The organism is Streptomyces sp. NPDC031225, assembly GCF_055570355.1.
Genome location: NZ_JBVIHJ010000013.1, coordinates 219398 through 236158 on the forward strand (window position 1 = coordinate 219398; position 16761 = coordinate 236158).

Sequence of the window (16761 nt, forward strand, 5' to 3'; positions counted from 1 at the left end):
AAGACGATCACCCGGGTGAACCCGCCCGGCCGACGGCCCCGGTGGAGCCGGTGTCACGCGGGTCGTCCCCACGGCACAACAGGCTTACGCAGCAGGCGAGTTCACGCCCGCCGGGGTCGGAGTGGAGACACCCGAGGGGCCCGTGGCGCCAGCACCGGATCACACCCCCCCCCGCACGGACGTGTCGAACGGCCGCCGCCCGACCCCTTGCAGCGAAAAAGGCCGGAGCGACATCGCTCCGGCCTTTCCCGCTCAGGTGTCCGCCTGGCTCAGTCCGCTGCCACCAGCGCGGCCAGGGCCTCACGCAGGGCCGACAGGGCGTCCGGGACCGGCCCGGCCGACCGCCATGCCACGAACCCGTCGGGCCGGACGAGTACGGCGCCCCCGGGCGTCGTGCCGTGGACGGCCGACCAGTCCGCGTCGCCCTCCGGTGTCAGCTCGGCGTCGGACCCTCCACCCACCCGGTACGAGGTCAGGGGCACGGACGTCTCATCGGCGAGGCGGACGGCGGCCTCGTGCCAGCCGGCCGGTTCGTCGGCGGAGCTGAGCAGGACGAACGACCGCTCGTAGAGGTCCAGCGTGGAGACCGGTTCACCCCGGTGCCGTACCGCCATGTGGGGTGCCCTGCTGCCGGGTTCACCGGACAGGTCGAGGCGCTCCGGGACGACCGGAGCCGCGGGATCGGTGCCGAGTACGGCGCCCTGCGGATAGCGGTAGCCGAGGGCCACGTTGAGGATGCCGCGCTGCGGGCCACCGCCACCGCCGCCGCCCGCGCCGGGCGGCGGGGCGAAACCGGGATGGCTGTGCTCCACCGACCGGGCGGCGGCCCGGGCGCTGGTCGCCTCCGCCACCGGGCGGCGCTCGGCGTCGTACGAGTCCAGCAGGCCCTCCCCGGCCCAGCCGCCGAGCACCGCGGCCAGCTTCCAGGCGAGGTTGTGCGCGTCCTGGATACCGGTGTTGGAGCCGAACGCCCCGGTGGGTGACATCTCGTGGGCCGAGTCGCCGGCCAGGAAGACGCGGCCTGAGCGGTAGCTCCGGGCGACGCGTTGGGCGGCGCGCCAGGGAGCCCTGCCGGTGACCTCCACGTCGAGATCGGCGACGCCGACCGCCCGGCGGATGTGGTCGACACAGCGCTCGTCGGTGAACTCCTCCAGCGTTTCGCCGTGTTCGGGGTGCCAGGGAGCGTGGAAGACCCAGTTCTCGCGGTTGTCCACGGGCAGCAGCGCACCGTCGGCGTCCGGGTCGGTCAGATAGCAGACGATGAAGCGGCGGTCGCCCACGACATCGGCGAGGCGGCGGGAACGGAAGGTGATGCTGACGTTGCTGAACAGGTCACCGGGGCCGCTGCGGCCGATGCCGAGCTGCTCGCGGATGGGGCTGCGGGGGCCGTCGGCAGCGACCAGGTAGTCCGCGCGGATGGTGGTGTGCTCACCGGTCTCCCGGCTCTTGACCACCGCGTTGACGCCGGAGGGGTCGCTGTCGAACGACATCAGCTCGGTGCCGTACCGCAGGTCGCCGCCGAGCCGCTCGGCGTGTTCGAGGAGCACCGGTTCCAGGTCGTTCTGGCTGCACAGACACCACGAGCTGGAGCTGAAGCGGGCCAGTCCGCCGCCCGGGTCGATCTCCTTGAAGAGCCACTCGCCCGCGTCGCCGACGAGGGTGGGCGTCTGCAGGATTCCGTGGTTGCCGGCCAGCGTGGCGGCGGCCTGACGGATCATCGGCTCGACGCCTGCGGTGCGGAACAGCTCCATCGTGCGGACGTTGTTGCCGCGCCCGCGGGGGTGGATGGAGGTGCCGGCGTGGCGCTCCACCACCGTGTGGCGTACGCCCAGCCGGCCGAGGAACAGCGAGGTCGACAGGCCGACGAGGGAACCGCCGACGATGAGGACCGGGACCCGATGGACCGGGGGGTAGGACGGGTCGGACGGGTAGGACGGGTCGGTCCCGTCGACCTGGGGGGCCCGCTCGTTCCGCTGGGTCCGCTCGGAATGGTCGTCTCTTGGGCTCATCTCTCGCCTCCGGCGCGTCAGGTCCACCGACTCGTCCGGATACGGCCGGGATCTCCATGCATGCCCCGTGGCATCGGGGCGGGCCCAAGCTTCACCCGCTTTACCCGCCGGATTCGCCGGGTCGGCGGGGCGGTGGGGAGGTGGAGAGGCGGGGCGGTGGGTCGACGGGCCGTTCCCGACGATGTGGCCGGTGGCCCGTGGCCCGAGTCGCCTGGATCGCGTCCGAGTGGGCTGTTCTTGCACCCCTTTTGCACTGAATGTGGAACGCGGAGGACTCCAGCACCCTCCTTCTGTGTGAAGGAAACCGCACAGGTAGGGAAATCGGGGATCAACCGGTATGGGTCTGACGAGCGAGACGACCGTGTATGTGATGGCGACCCTCGCCGCCGTGGCTGTGGCACTGCTGGTCTGGCTGTGGCCACGGTTCGCCCGGCAGGGACTGTGGCAGGTGCTGGGGCGGCTGGTGGCCATCGGGACGACCCAGGTGGTGATCATCGCCGCGTTCGCGTGCTGGCTGAACTCGTCGTACCAGTTCTTCGGATCGTGGGGCGAACTCTTCGGCCGCGTCGAGACCGCCCCCGTCGGGGTGACACAGGCGGGCGGGGACATCGGCGGCGCCGGCACCGTGAACGGCGTCGCCATGAAGGGGTCGCTGGTACAGCCGGCCGGCGACGGGCAGCTGAGCCAGGTCAGCGGACTGCCCACCGGCCCCGCCGCGGTGAACGGGCGAGTGGAGTCCGTGAAGGTCGTCGGACGCCGTACGGGCGTGGTCGACCCGGCGTTCGTCTACCTGCCGCCGCAGTACTTCCAGAAGGCGTACCAGCGGCAGCGCTTCCCGGTGATCGTCGCGCTCAGCGGCTACCCGGGCAGCATCTTCAACCTCGCGCAGCATCTGAAGGTCCCCCAGATCGCCGGTGAACTGCAGAAGAGCGGTCAGATGCAGCCGACCATCATGGTGATGATCCGGCCGACGATCGCCCCGCCGCGCGACACCGAGTGCGTGAACGTACCCGGCGGTCCGCAGACCGAGACCTTCCTGGCCAAGGATCTCCCCGACGCCCTCAAGTCCGCGTACCGGGTGGGCCATGACGCCAGCGCCTGGGGTGTCATGGGCTACTCCTCCGGCGGCAGCTGTGCCCTTCAGCTGACGATGCGTGATCCGCACGCGTACACGACGGCCGCCGCCCTGTCGCCCGACTACAGGGTGAAGGACGATCCGACGACCGGCAGTCTCTTCGGCAGCGGGCCGGGACGCGCCGAGCGGAGCAACGGCCACGATCTGATGTGGAGGCTCAAGAACCTGCCCGCCCCCCAGGTCTCCGTCCTGGTGGCGGAGAGCAAGCACGGCGAACGCGGCTATCCGCAGACGCAGGCCTTCCTCAGGGCCGTCAAGGCACCCATGCGTGTCGTGTCGATCCAGCCCGAGCACGGCAGCCACAACTTCCCGACCTGGGTACAGGAGATGCCCCCCGCCCTGAAGTGGATGAACCAGCAGCTGACGTTCCCCCAGGACGTCGTCCCCCGCCACCACAGGACCAAGCCGGGCGCTGTGGTCGCCGACCCCCCGAAAACCAGCCACGCCCCCCTCCGCGCCGACGGCCCGGAACCCACCCCTACCGCCAGGACACGCAGGTGAACCCGTCCGGGGCATGACGGTCGCGACGGCACAGGGGTGGGCGGGGCGGCTGTTGGCCGCGGACCGGTCTGGCGGTGACGGCCCAGTCCGGCATGGCGTGGACGTGGGTGACGTTGCCCTCGGCGGGATCGACGACCCACCACTCCCCGGGCGGGAGCGCGCGTCCCTCGGCCCACTGCGATCCGGGACGGGCCCACAGCAGCGGTCCCCGCGGCAGGTCGAGGCGAATGGCTCGCCACTCGTGTTCGGTCCGCGGCCGCGGGGTGCTGTTTCTGTTCCGCTCGGGCCGTTCGGTGGTTCAGGCAGTCGCCGCCGGGACGGCTGATCACGCAGAAACACCCGTTCCAGGAGGTCTGGGGCGTCTCCCGGAGCGACAAGACCAACTACCTGCGGGTCTACATGGCCCAGCTGCGGCGCAAGCTGGAGGCGGATCCCGCCCACCCCCGCTATCTGATCACCGAGCCCGGCATGGGTTACCGCTTCGAAGGGTGAACACGGCACTCGGGCTGGAGGTCAGCGACTGGCGCCATGTGGCACCGCCTGGCACTGAGTGGTGCCATGTGGTGCCACGTCTATCTTCATGGCGTTTCCGCAGGTGGCGCGGGTTCTGCTGCTGGGGATGACTCTTCGGGGTTGCGGGTGGCGCCATTGTGGTGCCATGATGGCTCCATGGACCTCACCCCGTATGTCGACAACCTCCGCCGCGAACTCGCGGTGGCTGCCGAAGCCGGAGGCGACGAAGCCCGTGAGCTGGCCGAGCGGCTGACCGCCCCCCTGGAGTCGGCGACCCGGCTGGTCATGCTCAACGTGCTGTCCGCCGCGATGGACGAGATCACCCGCGAACTCGCCCCCGGTTCGGTCGACGTACGGCTGCGCGGACTCGACCCAGACTTCGTCGTGACGCTGCCGCCCACCGAGGGCGACGCCCCCGTGGAACCGGCCGCACCCCTCGAACCGTTCAAGGACCCGGCCGACGCCGAGGAGGGCGGCACCGCCCGCGTCAACCTCCGGCTGCCGGCCCACCTCAAGACGCGCGCCGAGGAGGCCGCGAACCGCGAGGGCCTGTCGGTCAACGCATGGCTGGTGCGTGCCGTGGCGGCCGCGGTCGACGGCGGCACCCGGCCCCGTACGCCGGGCAGGGCCCAGAACGTCGGACAGAACTTCACGGGCTGGGTGCGCTAGCCGCATCCGCCCGCACGGAAAAGCGCTTCACCCACACTTCACCCGCACCACGTCCCACCAGCGGGGACGCTCCAAGGACTCAAGAGGACGGGACAGCCATGCCTTCTTTCGACACTCCCGAACCGATCTCGGTCAACGCCCATGTGGCCGCCGGTTCCCTCCGGCTCACCGCGGGCGACCGCCTGGACACCGTCGTCGAGGTGCTGCCCCGCGACCCGAAGCGGGACAAGGACGTACGCGCCGCCGAGCAGACCGAGGTCAGCTACGCGGGCGGCGTCCTGACCGTCAGGACGAAGGAGCGCCGCATGATCGGCCCCTCCGGTGTCGCCGACGTGACGGTCGAACTGCCCACGGGGTCACGCGTCGAGGTGACCGGCGCCTGGGCCCAGGTGCTCGGTGAGGGCCGGCTCGGCGAGGTCCGGGTGAAGACCTCGGTCGGTGACGTACGCCTCGACACCACCGGACCGGTTGAGCTGACCGCCTCCCACGGCTCGATCGTCGTCGACCGGATCGAGGGCAAGGCCGAGATCACCACCAGCTCCGGCAACCTGCGCGTCGGCACCGTCGACGGCCCGGCGGTCCTGAAGAACTCCAACGGCAACACGACCGTGGGCGCCGTCTCCGGCGAGCTGCGGGTGAGCGGTGCCAACGGCACCATCGACATCGCGTGCGCCGAGGCGTCGGTCACCGGCACCGCCACCAACGGCGCCCTTCGCGTCGCCGAAGTCGCCCGCGGTGAAGTCCAGTTGGAAACCTCCAACGGTCCCATCGAGATCGGCATCCGAGAGGGCACCGCCGCCTGGCTCGACGTCAGCTCCAACCGCGGCCTGGTGCGCAACACGCTCACCGCCTCCGAGGCCCCGGAGCAGACCGAGGACACGGTCAAGGTCCGCGCACGGACCAACTGGGGCAACATCGACGTCTTCCGCGCCAAGGCCTGAGGCAGAGCCCGAGCCCGAGCTTGAGTCGGAGTCCGGGCTGAGCACCCCTGTCCCAACCGATCGCCCCCCCACCCACTTCAGCCTTCGAACGGGAGGGCTCCATGCCTTCTTCTGTCATGTCCACATCCAACGGGAACGGTTCCCCGATCGCCGTCTCCACCACCGGCCTGCGCAAGTCGTACGGCGACAAGACCGTCCTCGACGGCATCGATCTGCACATCCCGGCAGGGTCGGTGTTCGCCCTGCTGGGACCCAACGGCGCCGGCAAGACCACCGTCGTGAAGATCCTCTCCACCCTGATCACGGCCGACGGCGGTCAGGCGCGGGTCGGCGGCCACGACCTCACCGCCGGGGCCCAGGCGGTGCGTGCCGCGATCGGGGTAACCGGGCAGTTCTCCGCGGTCGACGGTCTGATCACCGGTGAGGAGAACATGCTCCTGATGGCGGACCTGCACCACCTCTCCCGACAGGAGGGGCGCAGGGTCACTGCCGAACTGCTGGAGAGGTTCGACCTCGCCGAGGCCGCGAAGAAGCCGGCCTCGACCTACTCCGGGGGCATGAAGCGCCGCCTGGACATCGCCATGACCCTGGTGGGCAGCCCGCGGATCATCTTCCTCGACGAGCCGACCACCGGCCTCGACCCGCGTTCCCGGCACAGCATGTGGGGCATCATCCGGGAGCTGGTCTCCGACGGCGTCACGGTCTTCCTCACCACCCAGTACCTGGAGGAGGCCGACGAACTCGCCGACCGCATCGCGGTGTTGAACGACGGCAGGATCGTCGCCGAGGGCACCGCGGAGGAGCTCAAGCGGCTCGTCCCCGGCGGCCATGTGCGCCTGCGCTTCGACGACCCGGCCGCCTACCGGAGCGCTGCCGAGACCCTGCGCGAGGTGACCCGGGACGACGAGTCCCTCACCCTCCAGCTCCCCAGCGACGGCAGTCAGCGCGAACTGCGCTCGATCCTCGACCGGCTGGACTCCCTCGGCATCGAGGCGGACGAGCTGACCGTGCACACCCCCGACCTCGACGACGTGTTCTTCGCCCTCACCGGCGACCGCGACGTCACCGACGAGTCCAAGGAGACCGTCCGATGAGCACCCTCGCACCCGCCCTGCGCGATTCCTCCACCATGCTGCGCCGCAACCTCCTGCATGTGCGCCGCTACCCGTCCCTCACCCTGAACCTGCTGCTCAGCCCGATCGTGCTGCTCCTGCTCTTCGTCTACATCTTCGGCGACACCATGAGCGCCGGCATCGGGGACGGCGGCGGGGACCGGTCCGCGTACCTCGCGTATCTCTTCCCCGGGATCCTGATGCTGACCATCGGCGGCACAACGATCGGAAGCGCCGTCTCCGTCTCCATGGACATGAACGAGGGCATCATCGCCCGCTTCCGCACGATGGCGATCCACCGGGGCTCGGTGCTCGTCGGACACGTCGTCGGCAGCGTGATCCAGTGCGCGATGAGCGTGGCCCTCGTCGGCGCCGTCGCCGTGGCCATCGGCTTCCGCTCCACGGACGCCACCGTGCTGGAGTGGATCCTGGCCTTCGCCCTGGTCGTCCTCATGTCCCTGGCGCTCACCTGGATCGCGGTGGGGATGGGCCTGTCCAGCCCGAACGCCGAAGCGGCCAGCAACAACGCCATGCCGCTGATGATCCTGCCCCTCCTCTCCAGCGCCTTCGTCCCGGTCGACGCCATGCCGGGCTGGTTCCAGCCCATCGCCCAGTACCAGCCCTTCACCCCGGCCATCGAAACCCTGCGCGGCCTGCTCCTCGGCACCGAGATCGGCCACAACGGCTGGCTCGCCGTGGCCTGGTGCCTCGGCCTGGCCGCACTCGGCTACGCCTGGTCCAAGTCGCTGTTCGACCGCGACCCGAAATAGCAGCCTCGGCAACGAGTCCCGCGGCTCCCCAGCCCCGTAGGCTTCGTCGCCGCCGTGTACCTGGTGGCCACCGCGGGCCTCCTCCAGATCGGCCCCCAACCTCCGGGGGCGGACTGGGCGTTGATGATCCGCGAGAACTCAGCGGGCATCCTCCTCAACCCCTGGGCCGTCCTCGCCCCCAGCATCGCCATCGGCCTGCTCGCCATGAGCGTCAACCTGGCGGCGGCCGCCCTGGTCCCCGCAACCGGCCGGAAGGCGGTGCCCGCACTGTGAACCACATGCCCGACCGGTACTCCGACAGCCAGGCGACGGAGGGCGCGGGCGCGGTCCAGGTCACCGGCCTGACCGTCGCCCGCCACCGACGGCCGCCTTCTCCTCGACCGGGCCGACCTGGAGCTGACCCCCGGCCGGATCACTGCCGTCGTCGGACCCTCCGGCTGCGGCAAGACCACCCCGCTGCGCGCGGTGACAGGCGCCCTGCCCCCCCGGCGCCGCACGCACCGCCGGCACCGTCACCGTCCTCGGCCAGGACCCCCTCACCCTGCCCGCACCCGCCCTGCGCACCCTGCGCCGGCACCGCCTCGCCTACGTCGGCCAGGACCCCGGCTCCGGCCTCAACCCGCGGATGAGCGTGCGCCGCCTGCTCGCCGAAGTCGCCGTGGACAACGGCCGCGAGGCGATCCGGGCCCAGCTGACCGAGGTACGGCTGCCTGTCGACGACGGCCTGCCGGACCGCCGTATCGGCGGCCTCTCGGGCGGCCAGCAGCGCCGGGTCGCGCTGGCCCGGGCCCTGGCCCGCCGCCCGGCCGTCCTGCTCCTGGACGAACCCACGGCCGGACTCGACCCGGCGCTGCGCGACGAGATCGCCGACCTCCTGCGCCACCTCGCCGAGAACCACCGCATCGCCATCGCCCTGTCCTGCCACGACACCGACCTGGTCGCCCGGCTCGCCGACGAGGTCGTGGACCTGAGCGGCCCGCGCCCCAAGGCGAACGTGCCCGCACCGCGGATGGCAAAGGACCGCATCGCATCCGACGCCCCGCCCGTCGTCACGGCATCCGCCCTGCACGCCGCCCACCTCCACCGGGGCCGACGCGTCCCCGTCCTCCACGGCATCGATCTCACCCTCGCCGCCGGGACCAGCCTCGGCATCGTCGGCGCCTCGGGCTCCGGCAAGACGACACTGCTGCGTACGCTCGTCGGCCTGCACCGACCCACGGCCGGTGTGGTCGCCCTGGACGACGCGCGTCTGGCCCCCGCCGCTCATCGTCGCTCCCGCGAGCAACGCCGCCGCCTGCAACTCGTACCGCAGGACCCGCTCGGCACCCTCAATCCCAGTCGCACAGTCGGAGCGACCCTGCACCGCCCCCTCCTGCTGCACGGCCGGACCGGCCGCGCCGAGGCCCCGGCCCGCGTCCTGGAACAGGTCGGCCTGCCCGCCGCCACGGCCGACCGCTACCCCCACGAACTGTCCGGCGGACAGCGCCAGCGCGTGTCCATCGCCCGCGCGTTGGCGGCCGACCCCGACGTGCTGTTCTGCGACGAGGTCACCTCCGCACTGGACGCGGACACCGCCGTAGCCGTCATGGACCTGCTGACCGAGCTCCGTGACCACCGGAACCTGTCCCTGGTCCTCGTCAGCCACGACCTGCGCCTCGTCGCCGACCGCACGGACTCCCTGGTCGTCATGTCCGAGGGCCGCACGGTCGAGTCGGGCCCCACCGCACAGCTGTTCAACTCACCGACGCATCCCGTGACCGCGGCGCTGGCCACGGGGGTTTCATTGGGGGGCTGACGTGCGCGTGGGCCAGGGCTCGGTTCGGAGGGCGCCAGAGCGCCGGTGCCACCTCGCGCAGTCGGGTTGCGGATGCACGCCTCTTGAGGTCCCTCCGCCGTGGCGGGGCCGCAGGTCGTTGTGGCTGCGGCCCCGCTCGGGTGGGTGGGTCAGGACGGGTCGCCGTACTGGAGGCCGCGTCCGTTTGTGCCGACGTAGACGCGGCCGTAGGTGTCGGGGTCGCCGGTGATGACGCCGACGCTGCCGATGGCGCCCCACTGGTGGGCCTGGTCGTTGACGCGGAGCCAGGTGGCGCCCTTGTCGGTGGAGCGGAAGACTCCGGGGACGTTCTTGACGGTGCCGATCAGGTACAGGGCCTGGTAGCCGGTGCCCGGCTTGGCCTTGCCGAAGCCGAGGGCGGAGGCGGACTGCACCGACCTGAGCGTGGTGAAGGTGCGGCCGCCGTCGGTGGAGTGCAGCACCCCCTTGTCACCGCCGGCGATCCACAGGTCCCCGGCGATACCGGGGACGGCGGTGAGCTTGCCGGCGGGCAGGTTACCGGCGCGGGCGGTGAAGGTCGCGCCGCCGTCGGTGCTGGCGTAGAGCGTGCCGCCGGACAGTGAGTAGAAGGTCCTGGCCGAGGAGCGGTCGGCGACGACCACGGCGTCGTTGCCCAGGCCGCCGACCCTCAACCAGCTCGCCCCGTTGTCGGTCGAGCGGTACGGGGCCTGACCGTCCTCGGTCCAGACGATGGTGGAGCCGTCCGCCGAGAGCGCGACATGGCCGTCCTGGGCACTGGCCACCGGCTCCGCCTTGAAGCCGTTCCAGCTGCGGCCGCCGTCGGTGGAGTAGGCGCCGTCCTGCGCGCCGCCGCGGCCGACGCGGACCATCAGCGCGGGCTTGGACTGGGCGAAGTCGATATCGGTGCTGTTGGTCATCATCGGGCTCTTCAGCCGCCCGGAGGGCACCTTGGTCAGGTCGACGTGCCGGAAGCCGCCCTGGTCGCCCATGGAGGTGATGACGGTGGCGCCGCCGGGAGGGGCGATCGCGTCCATCAGCGCGGTCTCCTCCAGCCCTCGGGCCCCGCTGCTCCAGTGGCTGGTGCCGCCGCTGTCCGAGGCGCCTGCGTCCTTGCTGCGCATGATGCCGTTGCCGGTGCCGTACAGCACGTGCCCGGAGTTGAAGGGATCGATGGCCAGGGCGGTCATCCAGTGCCCGGTGTGGGTGCCGACGTAAGGGGCGGCCGAGGCGTTGCGCGCCGACTTGTCGGCCAGTGCCTTCCAGGTCGTGCCGCCGTCCGTGCTGCGGTAGATCTCGTCCTCCGGCCACCAGCGGTCGAGGGTGGTGACCATCACCGTGGACGGCTTGCGCGGGTCGACGGCCAGACCGGAGAACCCGTAAGACCCCTGCGAGGGCGAGATGTTCTTCCACGCCCCGCCGGCCGGTGTGTACTTCCACACCGAACCCGCCGTCACGCCGTTGGGCCCGAGGGTGTCGGTGTACGTCAGGTACAGCGAGCCGTCGCCGGAGACCACGCCGTGCTGCGGCATCTGGCCGCTGGGCTGCCCGGAGACGGCCTGCCAGGTGCTGCCGCCGTCGGTCGAGCGGTACAGGGAGGTGGAACCGTCCGCGACACCGACGTAGATCGTCTTGCTGCCGGCCGGGCCGTAGGTCACGAAGGAGATGCCCGCACCGCTGCTCGCCCCGTCCTTGACGGGGAACGAGGAGACCTGACGCCATGTGACGCCGTAGTCGGTGCTGCGCCACAGGCCGTTCTTGCGGGTGCCCAGCAGCAGGGTGCCGTGGTTGGCCGGGTCGATCACGAGCCGTTCGCCCGCACCGCGGCCGGCCTCGTTGCCGCCCACCTTGAACGGCAGCTCGGTGCGCTTGAAGGTGCGGCCCCGGTCCGTGGAGCGCAGGATCGCGCCGTTGCCCGCCCAGTCGTTGGTGTAGGTGCCCGCCATGAGGTAGAGCCGCTTGGGGTCGACGGGGTCGGTCGCCACCGAGTCGATGCCCAGCAGGTTCCAGTCCTTCTCGCCGATCCAGTCGGTCAGCGGGATCCACTGCTCGGCCCCGGTGTCCCAGCGGTAGGCGCCGCCCATGTCGGTGCGCGCGTACAGCAGGCCCTTCTCCCGCGGGTTGAACACCAGCCCGGTGACGTAACCGCCGCCCACCACCTGGGCGTTCTTCCAGCTGTACGGTCCGGCCGCGGCCGTGGTCTGCGCCGTGCCGGCCCCGGCCGCCGGGGTCTCGGCCGTCTTCACCAGCTTCCACTGCTGGCTGGTGGTGCCCCTCTTCGGCGACTGGATGACTGCCGCGAGGTCAGCCGTGGAGCCCCCGGAAACGTCCAGGACCTGACCACTCCTGCGGGAGGTGAAGGTGACGGCGCCGGTACCGCTCACCTCGCTCATCCGCCACTCCTGGGCGGTGGAGGAGCTGTCGGTCTGCTGCTCGGCGGCGGCGCCCTGAGCGGTCGAGTTACCGGTTATGCCCAGCACCTTGCCGCTGTTGCGGTTCACCAGCTCGTAGTAGCCGTCCCCGGTGGGCTTCAGCTTCCACTGCTGGTTGGCGGTGTGCTGGTCGGTGTATTGCCGGATACGGGTGCCGTCGGCGGTGGAGAAGCCGTTGACGTCCAACACCTTGCCGCTGCGCACGGAAACCAGCCGGTAGTAGGCGGTGCCGTCGACCGTCGCGGCCTGTGAGTCCTCCTGCGCGTAGAGGAGATACGGCACGAGGACGACGGGCACGCCGAGGATCAGACCGGTGGCGGTCCAGCGACGGCGATGACGCCCGCGGCGCCCGCCGTTCGTGGGGTGGTTCATGAGCGGGGTGTTCTCCTTGCAAGCCGTTCACGAGAGAAAGCCGGATCCCGGCCACCGGAACTGGCCGGATCCGCTTCCTTGTGGTCACAGGCTCCGCATAGGGTTGCCGCGAGCGGGGAGCTTTTTCAGGTCACCTCGGGTGCGCTGGCGTTGGTCTGGTCGCAACTGCGGGCGACGGTTGCGCAGAACCTGCCCGGAAGCCCCGCGATGGTGCGTCGGTCCCTCACCCGGACTGTGCGGCGAGCTCCCCGGTGCCCAAGTTCATTTCACCGACGGCGACTTGGCCGGCTGCCACCTTCGAGGTACACGAAACGTCATGTGGCCCCGGGGAACCCACCGGTCGACGCCCGATCTTCCCGTGCTAGGTTGCGCCCCTTGATCGTGAAGGTTATGTGGGGGCCTGTCATGAAGCTGGCGCGTTTCTCGCCGCCGACCGCCGCAGCGCTGTTCCTGGGACTGACGATTGCCATCGGTCCAGGCGCGGTCGACTCGTACGCGGCGTCGGACGTCCCACTGCCGATCGCGCACTTCGCGCACATGGTGGTGGATGCTCCGCACGGACACCTGTTCATCAGCGGCGGCTCCGGCACCGACGGCATTCTCGTCACCGACCTCGACGGCGGGAACCCGACGATGATCAGTGGCGAGCCGGGGGCCACCGGTCTTGCCCTCTCCGACGACGGATCCGCCCTGTACGCGGCTCTGCCGGACCACGACACGATCGTGGCGATCAGCACGGACAAGCTGACGGAGGCTGCTCGCTACGGCACGGGCGCGGCCACCCATCCGGACTCGCTGGCCGTCGCCGGGGGCACTCTCTGGTTCGGGTACGGCACGGCGGGCGCCGGCGGCATCGGATCCGTCGACGGGGCCGGCACGGTCACTCTGCGGCAGGATTCCGGCAGTTGGGCAACACCGCCCATGCTGGCGACGACCCCGACCCCCTCCGGTGTACTCGCGGCCGCCGCCCAGACGGGCGACACCTCCGCCTTCGTCACGTACCGGGCCGGGGGCGGTGCGCTGACCCGGCAGGCCGCGAAGGCGCTGCCCGTCTCCGACCTGAGCGACTTCGCGGTCACGGCGGACGGGCAGCACTTGGCGGTCTCGTCCTGGAAGGTCGCGAGCGACAATCGGTACCGCACCTCGGATCTGGCGGTGGACGGGCGATTTGCCATGCCTGTGGCCGCCAAAGCCGTCGCCGTAGCCGCGGACGGCACCCTGGCCGGCTGCGGCTGCAACGACTACTCGTTCGAGGCATTTCCGGAAACGGGCGAGGGCTTCTACAACGAGTACGGGTTCGAGACGCCGGTACGCCTGGCCGCACACGGCCTTGCCTGGGCGCCGGACGGAAGCGAGCTCTACGCCGTGGGCGTGGACGCCGCCGGGGGAACACCGACGCTCCGGACAGCTCGTAACCCGGAAACCGCGCGGGTCAGGCTCATCGGACGCTCAAACACGACTCCGCTCGCCCCTGGCGAGGCCTATTCCTTCCAAGCAGGCTTCGATTCGCCCCTCAGCCTCAGTGCCGGAGAAACGATGCTTCCGGGCACGGTACGGATCACGCGCTACGACGACGCCGATCCGGACGGCGTGCTCATCCCGGACCCGACCACCACCCCGGCACGCATGCCGGTCGACTTCTTCGGCTCCTACTACGTCGCCGGCACCGCTCCCCTCACCGGCCCGCTGAGCTTCCGCGTCGACTACTCCGGAAGCGGCCACTACGCCCCGGCCGGCCAGACCTTCGACGTCCACGTCGCGAAGTACGCGCCCACGATGGCGCTGACTGCTCCCTCCGCCGGCGACCGTGCCGCACCGATGACCGTCACCGGGCAACTCACCTGGCCGCATGCGCACGTGGCGACCGGCGCGGTCCACGTCGTCAAAACCGACTCGGCGCACCCCTCCGGCTACTCGGTGGGCACCGTGCCCGTCGCCGCCGACGGCAGCTTCACCTTCCACGACACCCCGCAGACCGGCGGCGCGAACACGTACGCCTTCACCTACGACGGCGGCACGTCCTACCTCCCGGTCGTGGCGTCGGCGAAGGTGCAGGTGTCCCGAGCCACTCCGAGCCTGAAGGTGGCGACCGACGCGAAGTCGTACCACTCCGGCGCGACGGTCAAGGTCACCGCGCATCTGGGGACGACGTACAACTCACGTCTCGTGACGCTGTACGACCAGCCTGCGGGCAAGTCGCGGACGCAGCTCAAGACCGGCAAGGTCGACGCGCAAGGGAACCTCGTCGCGCACTACAAGATCACCCGCAACACCGTCTTCAGCGCGGCCTTCGCCGGTGACTACCGCTACGAGCCGCGCACGGTGACCACCAGTGCGATCCTCACGCCGACGACCCGGACGCAGATGCAGTGGCCGACGGGGACCACCCGCATCGGAGCCACCACCTACCAGGTCTTCTACAAGTCCGAAGTCAACATGGGGTTCAACGTCCAGGTCACCCCCCACCAGTCCGGCGGCTGCACGTCGGTGTACCTGGAGCACTACTACTCGGGGGCCTGGCACAAGGTGACTTCGCAGAGTTGCGTGCCCGTGTATTCCGACGGCTGGTATGGCTACGGCCGGACTCTGAAGCTGTTCGCGAGCAACGGCCACTACCGCATCCGGGCTCACTACACGCCGCCGGCCAGGGGCGCACAGACCGGCAGCGCATGGAGCCAGTGGACCTACCTGACGGTCCGCCCCGGGAGCCCCTCGTAAGACCCAGCGGCTCGGGGTTGCTTGTGTTCCTGGACCTCCTGGACCTCCTGGACCGGTGGGACGCGGTCGTTGTTGCAGTGCTCCGCACACTCGGCGCGGCAGCTGGATGCGCCGCGGCCGGGTCGTTGTGCGTGGCGGAGGAACAACGGCCACCAGACACTCGTGCCCTCAGCGTGCCCAAACTTCGGGTGCCTTGCGTGCCGGAAAACGCGACAGAGACCTCTGACATGCAGCGGCCCCAGGCCGCTGGCCCGGGGCTTCAAGAAGAGCGGGTTATGGGCGTGCTGTGGGCACGGCCTTCGGGGCGGAGCAGGAGAAGCGGCGGGCGGGCCTGAGGAGCCATCGCTGTCCCCGGGCATCGTGACGGTCGGAATGCGTCATGGCACATGCGAATCATTTGCGCCGGTCGGGCGACTTCCGTGGCTACCAGCCGGTTGTCCGACCGTGAGCGATGGCTGCGGGAGCTGCGCTCCGGCGTCGTGCGCTGCGCATGTGGGCCGGCGGTCTCGCCTTCGCTGTGCTCGGGGGACCGGCGGGTGATCGGGAACCCGAGGAACAGGGAGGGCCTGCAAGTGCGCGGGACCGGTCCCGGACGCTCCTCCTAGCATCGGACATCAGTTGCGGGCAGCACACACGACCAGCCTCCACCGGAGTCAAGTGCCTCGCGTGCAACCAACGATTCGGGTCCTGCACGCGCAAGCCCGGTCTTCGTTACAGATGCGGTGTGTGCTGGAGACACCGGTGAAGGGGGATGACCGTGGGGCAGGTACGCGAGGGTGCACGGCTGGCGGCTTGGGCCGTCAGCGGGGTCATCGGCCTGGCGGTGTTGTACGTGATCGGGGTGTTCGCCTTCGGCGGCGCGGAGTGGATCACCGCCCCGTTCCGCGGTGAGGCGGACAAGCGCGAGAACAGTGTCGGCTCGGGCGAGTTCCGGCAGACCACGTACGAGGAGTTCTTCGATCTGTGCGAGGCCGTGCAGAACGCCGAAGGGACGATCCAGGCGCTCCGGGAGGAGCGGGAGGTCGCTTCGGAGACTCGCACGACGCAGATCGACCAGTCGATCACCGCGCTGAAGGCCACGCGGATCGAGTCGGTCAACGCCTACAACGCGAAGGCCGCCCAGGAGCACCGCGCACCCTTCCGCGACAAGGATCTGCCGTACCGGCTGGATGCCGGCGCCGAGCACACGACGTGCACCAACTGATCCCCATCTCACCCCGGGAAGAGGGCAGTACCGCATGAAGAATTTCGCACGCATGGCCCTGGCCACCGTTGTCGCGTTCGTTGTGGGCCTTGCCCTGACGTCCTGCACCGGCGACTCCGGCCAGGACAAGGAGAACAAGGCCAAGCAGGACAACTACGACCGTCTCGTGGCCCAGCAGCCGGCGGGCCGCATGGAGTACTCGCCGACCCGCGAAGCGATCAACCAGTGGATCAGGACGTGGGGGAAGCGGGGCAAACTCTCGTACGTCTACATCCAGAACGCCAATGGCGAGTACGGGTACTTCGTCATGAAGGGCCTGCCTGTGCCGCGCTGCAAGATGCTCACTCCGACGGAGAGGGTGGAGTCCTCCTCCAACGGCGTCGCAGTCCTCGCGCAGCCCGGCATGGACGGCACGTATTCGTCGGGTTCCACCTGCAACGCCTACTACGGTTTCGATGCCACGACGGGCGTGTACATGGAGTTCACGGTCGGCACGAACCAGTCGTTCTTCCTGTTCGACAAGCCCATGACGATGCCGGAGTACGCCAGTGCCAAACAATTGGGGCCGACCTCGGTGAAGGACGTCGGGTAGC

General features: G+C 70.3%; 11 protein-coding genes and 3 pseudogenes. 11 read left to right on the plus strand and 3 right to left on the minus strand.

Going from position 1 to position 16761, the window contains the following annotated elements; all coding sequences use genetic code 11:
• Positions 1 to 269: 269 nt before the first annotated feature.
• Complete coding sequence (locus tag ACZ48Z_RS23395; RefSeq protein ID WP_468737794.1) at positions 270 to 2009, minus strand: FAD-dependent oxidoreductase; 1740 nt, start codon at positions 2007 to 2009, stop codon at positions 270 to 272.
• 337 nt (positions 2010 to 2346) lie between these two features.
• On the opposite strand from ACZ48Z_RS23395, the gene ACZ48Z_RS23400 reads away from it, so the two are divergent.
• Entirely contained in the window at positions 2347 to 3645 is a 1299-nt protein-coding gene (locus ACZ48Z_RS23400; RefSeq protein ID WP_468737795.1) for an alpha/beta hydrolase, read from the plus strand.
• Positions 3646 to 3691: 46 nt separating this feature from the next.
• Here ACZ48Z_RS23400 and ACZ48Z_RS23405 read toward each other — a convergent pair.
• Positions 3692 to 3868, minus strand: a pseudogene (locus ACZ48Z_RS23405) (3'(2'),5'-bisphosphate nucleotidase CysQ); the annotation flags it as partial.
• 89 nt (positions 3869 to 3957) lie between these two features.
• Between ACZ48Z_RS23405 and ACZ48Z_RS23410 the strand changes: the two are divergent.
• The 7 genes and pseudogenes from ACZ48Z_RS23410 to ACZ48Z_RS23440 form a co-directional block, all read left to right on the plus strand.
• Positions 3958 to 4137: pseudogene (locus tag ACZ48Z_RS23410) on the plus strand (winged helix-turn-helix domain-containing protein); the annotation flags it as partial.
• A 177-nt stretch (positions 4138 to 4314) separates the two neighbouring features.
• Complete coding sequence (locus ACZ48Z_RS23415; protein WP_468737796.1) at positions 4315 to 4827, plus strand: hypothetical protein; 513 nt, start codon at positions 4315 to 4317, stop codon at positions 4825 to 4827.
• Between the two features lie 98 nt (positions 4828 to 4925).
• A complete protein-coding gene (locus ACZ48Z_RS23420) occupies positions 4926 to 5768 on the plus strand; it encodes a DUF4097 family beta strand repeat-containing protein (RefSeq protein WP_468737797.1) in 843 nt (280 codons plus the stop codon).
• A 101-nt stretch (positions 5769 to 5869) separates the two neighbouring features.
• Entirely contained in the window at positions 5870 to 6862 is a 993-nt protein-coding gene (locus ACZ48Z_RS23425) for an ATP-binding cassette domain-containing protein (RefSeq protein WP_468737798.1), read from the plus strand.
• On the plus strand, positions 6859 to 7650 hold the full coding sequence (locus ACZ48Z_RS23430) for an ABC transporter permease (RefSeq protein WP_468737799.1): 792 nt from the start codon (positions 6859 to 6861) through the stop codon (positions 7648 to 7650). The genes ACZ48Z_RS23425 and ACZ48Z_RS23430 overlap by 4 nt, the downstream gene beginning before the upstream one ends.
• Before the next feature lie 42 nt (positions 7651 to 7692).
• Positions 7693 to 7923 (plus strand): annotated as a pseudogene (locus tag ACZ48Z_RS23435) (ABC transporter permease); the annotation flags it as partial.
• A gap of 283 nt (positions 7924 to 8206) precedes the next feature.
• Positions 8207 to 9445, plus strand: coding sequence for an ABC transporter ATP-binding protein (locus tag ACZ48Z_RS23440; protein ID WP_468737847.1), 1239 nt, complete (start codon positions 8207 to 8209; stop codon positions 9443 to 9445).
• Between the two features lie 149 nt (positions 9446 to 9594).
• On the opposite strand, the gene ACZ48Z_RS23445 is transcribed toward ACZ48Z_RS23440, so the two are convergent.
• On the minus strand, positions 9595 to 12246 hold the full coding sequence (locus ACZ48Z_RS23445; protein WP_468737800.1) for an RICIN domain-containing protein: 2652 nt from the start codon (positions 12244 to 12246) through the stop codon (positions 9595 to 9597).
• A gap of 405 nt (positions 12247 to 12651) precedes the next feature.
• Between ACZ48Z_RS23445 and ACZ48Z_RS23450 the strand changes: the two genes are divergently transcribed.
• From ACZ48Z_RS23450 to ACZ48Z_RS23460, 3 genes are all read left to right on the plus strand, one after another.
• Positions 12652 to 14964 (plus strand): YncE family protein, encoded by a 2313-nt coding sequence (locus ACZ48Z_RS23450; RefSeq protein WP_468737801.1) that lies wholly within the window; start codon positions 12652 to 12654, stop codon positions 14962 to 14964.
• Positions 14965 to 15715: 751 nt separating this feature from the next.
• The gene (locus ACZ48Z_RS23455) at positions 15716 to 16168 is read left to right on the plus strand and encodes a hypothetical protein (RefSeq protein WP_468737802.1); all 453 of its coding nucleotides are present in this window, start codon (positions 15716 to 15718) and stop codon (positions 16166 to 16168) included.
• Positions 16169 to 16202: 34 nt separating this feature from the next.
• A complete protein-coding gene (locus tag ACZ48Z_RS23460) occupies positions 16203 to 16760 on the plus strand; it encodes a hypothetical protein (protein WP_468737803.1) in 558 nt (185 codons plus the stop codon).
• Position 16761: the final 1 nt, after the last annotated feature.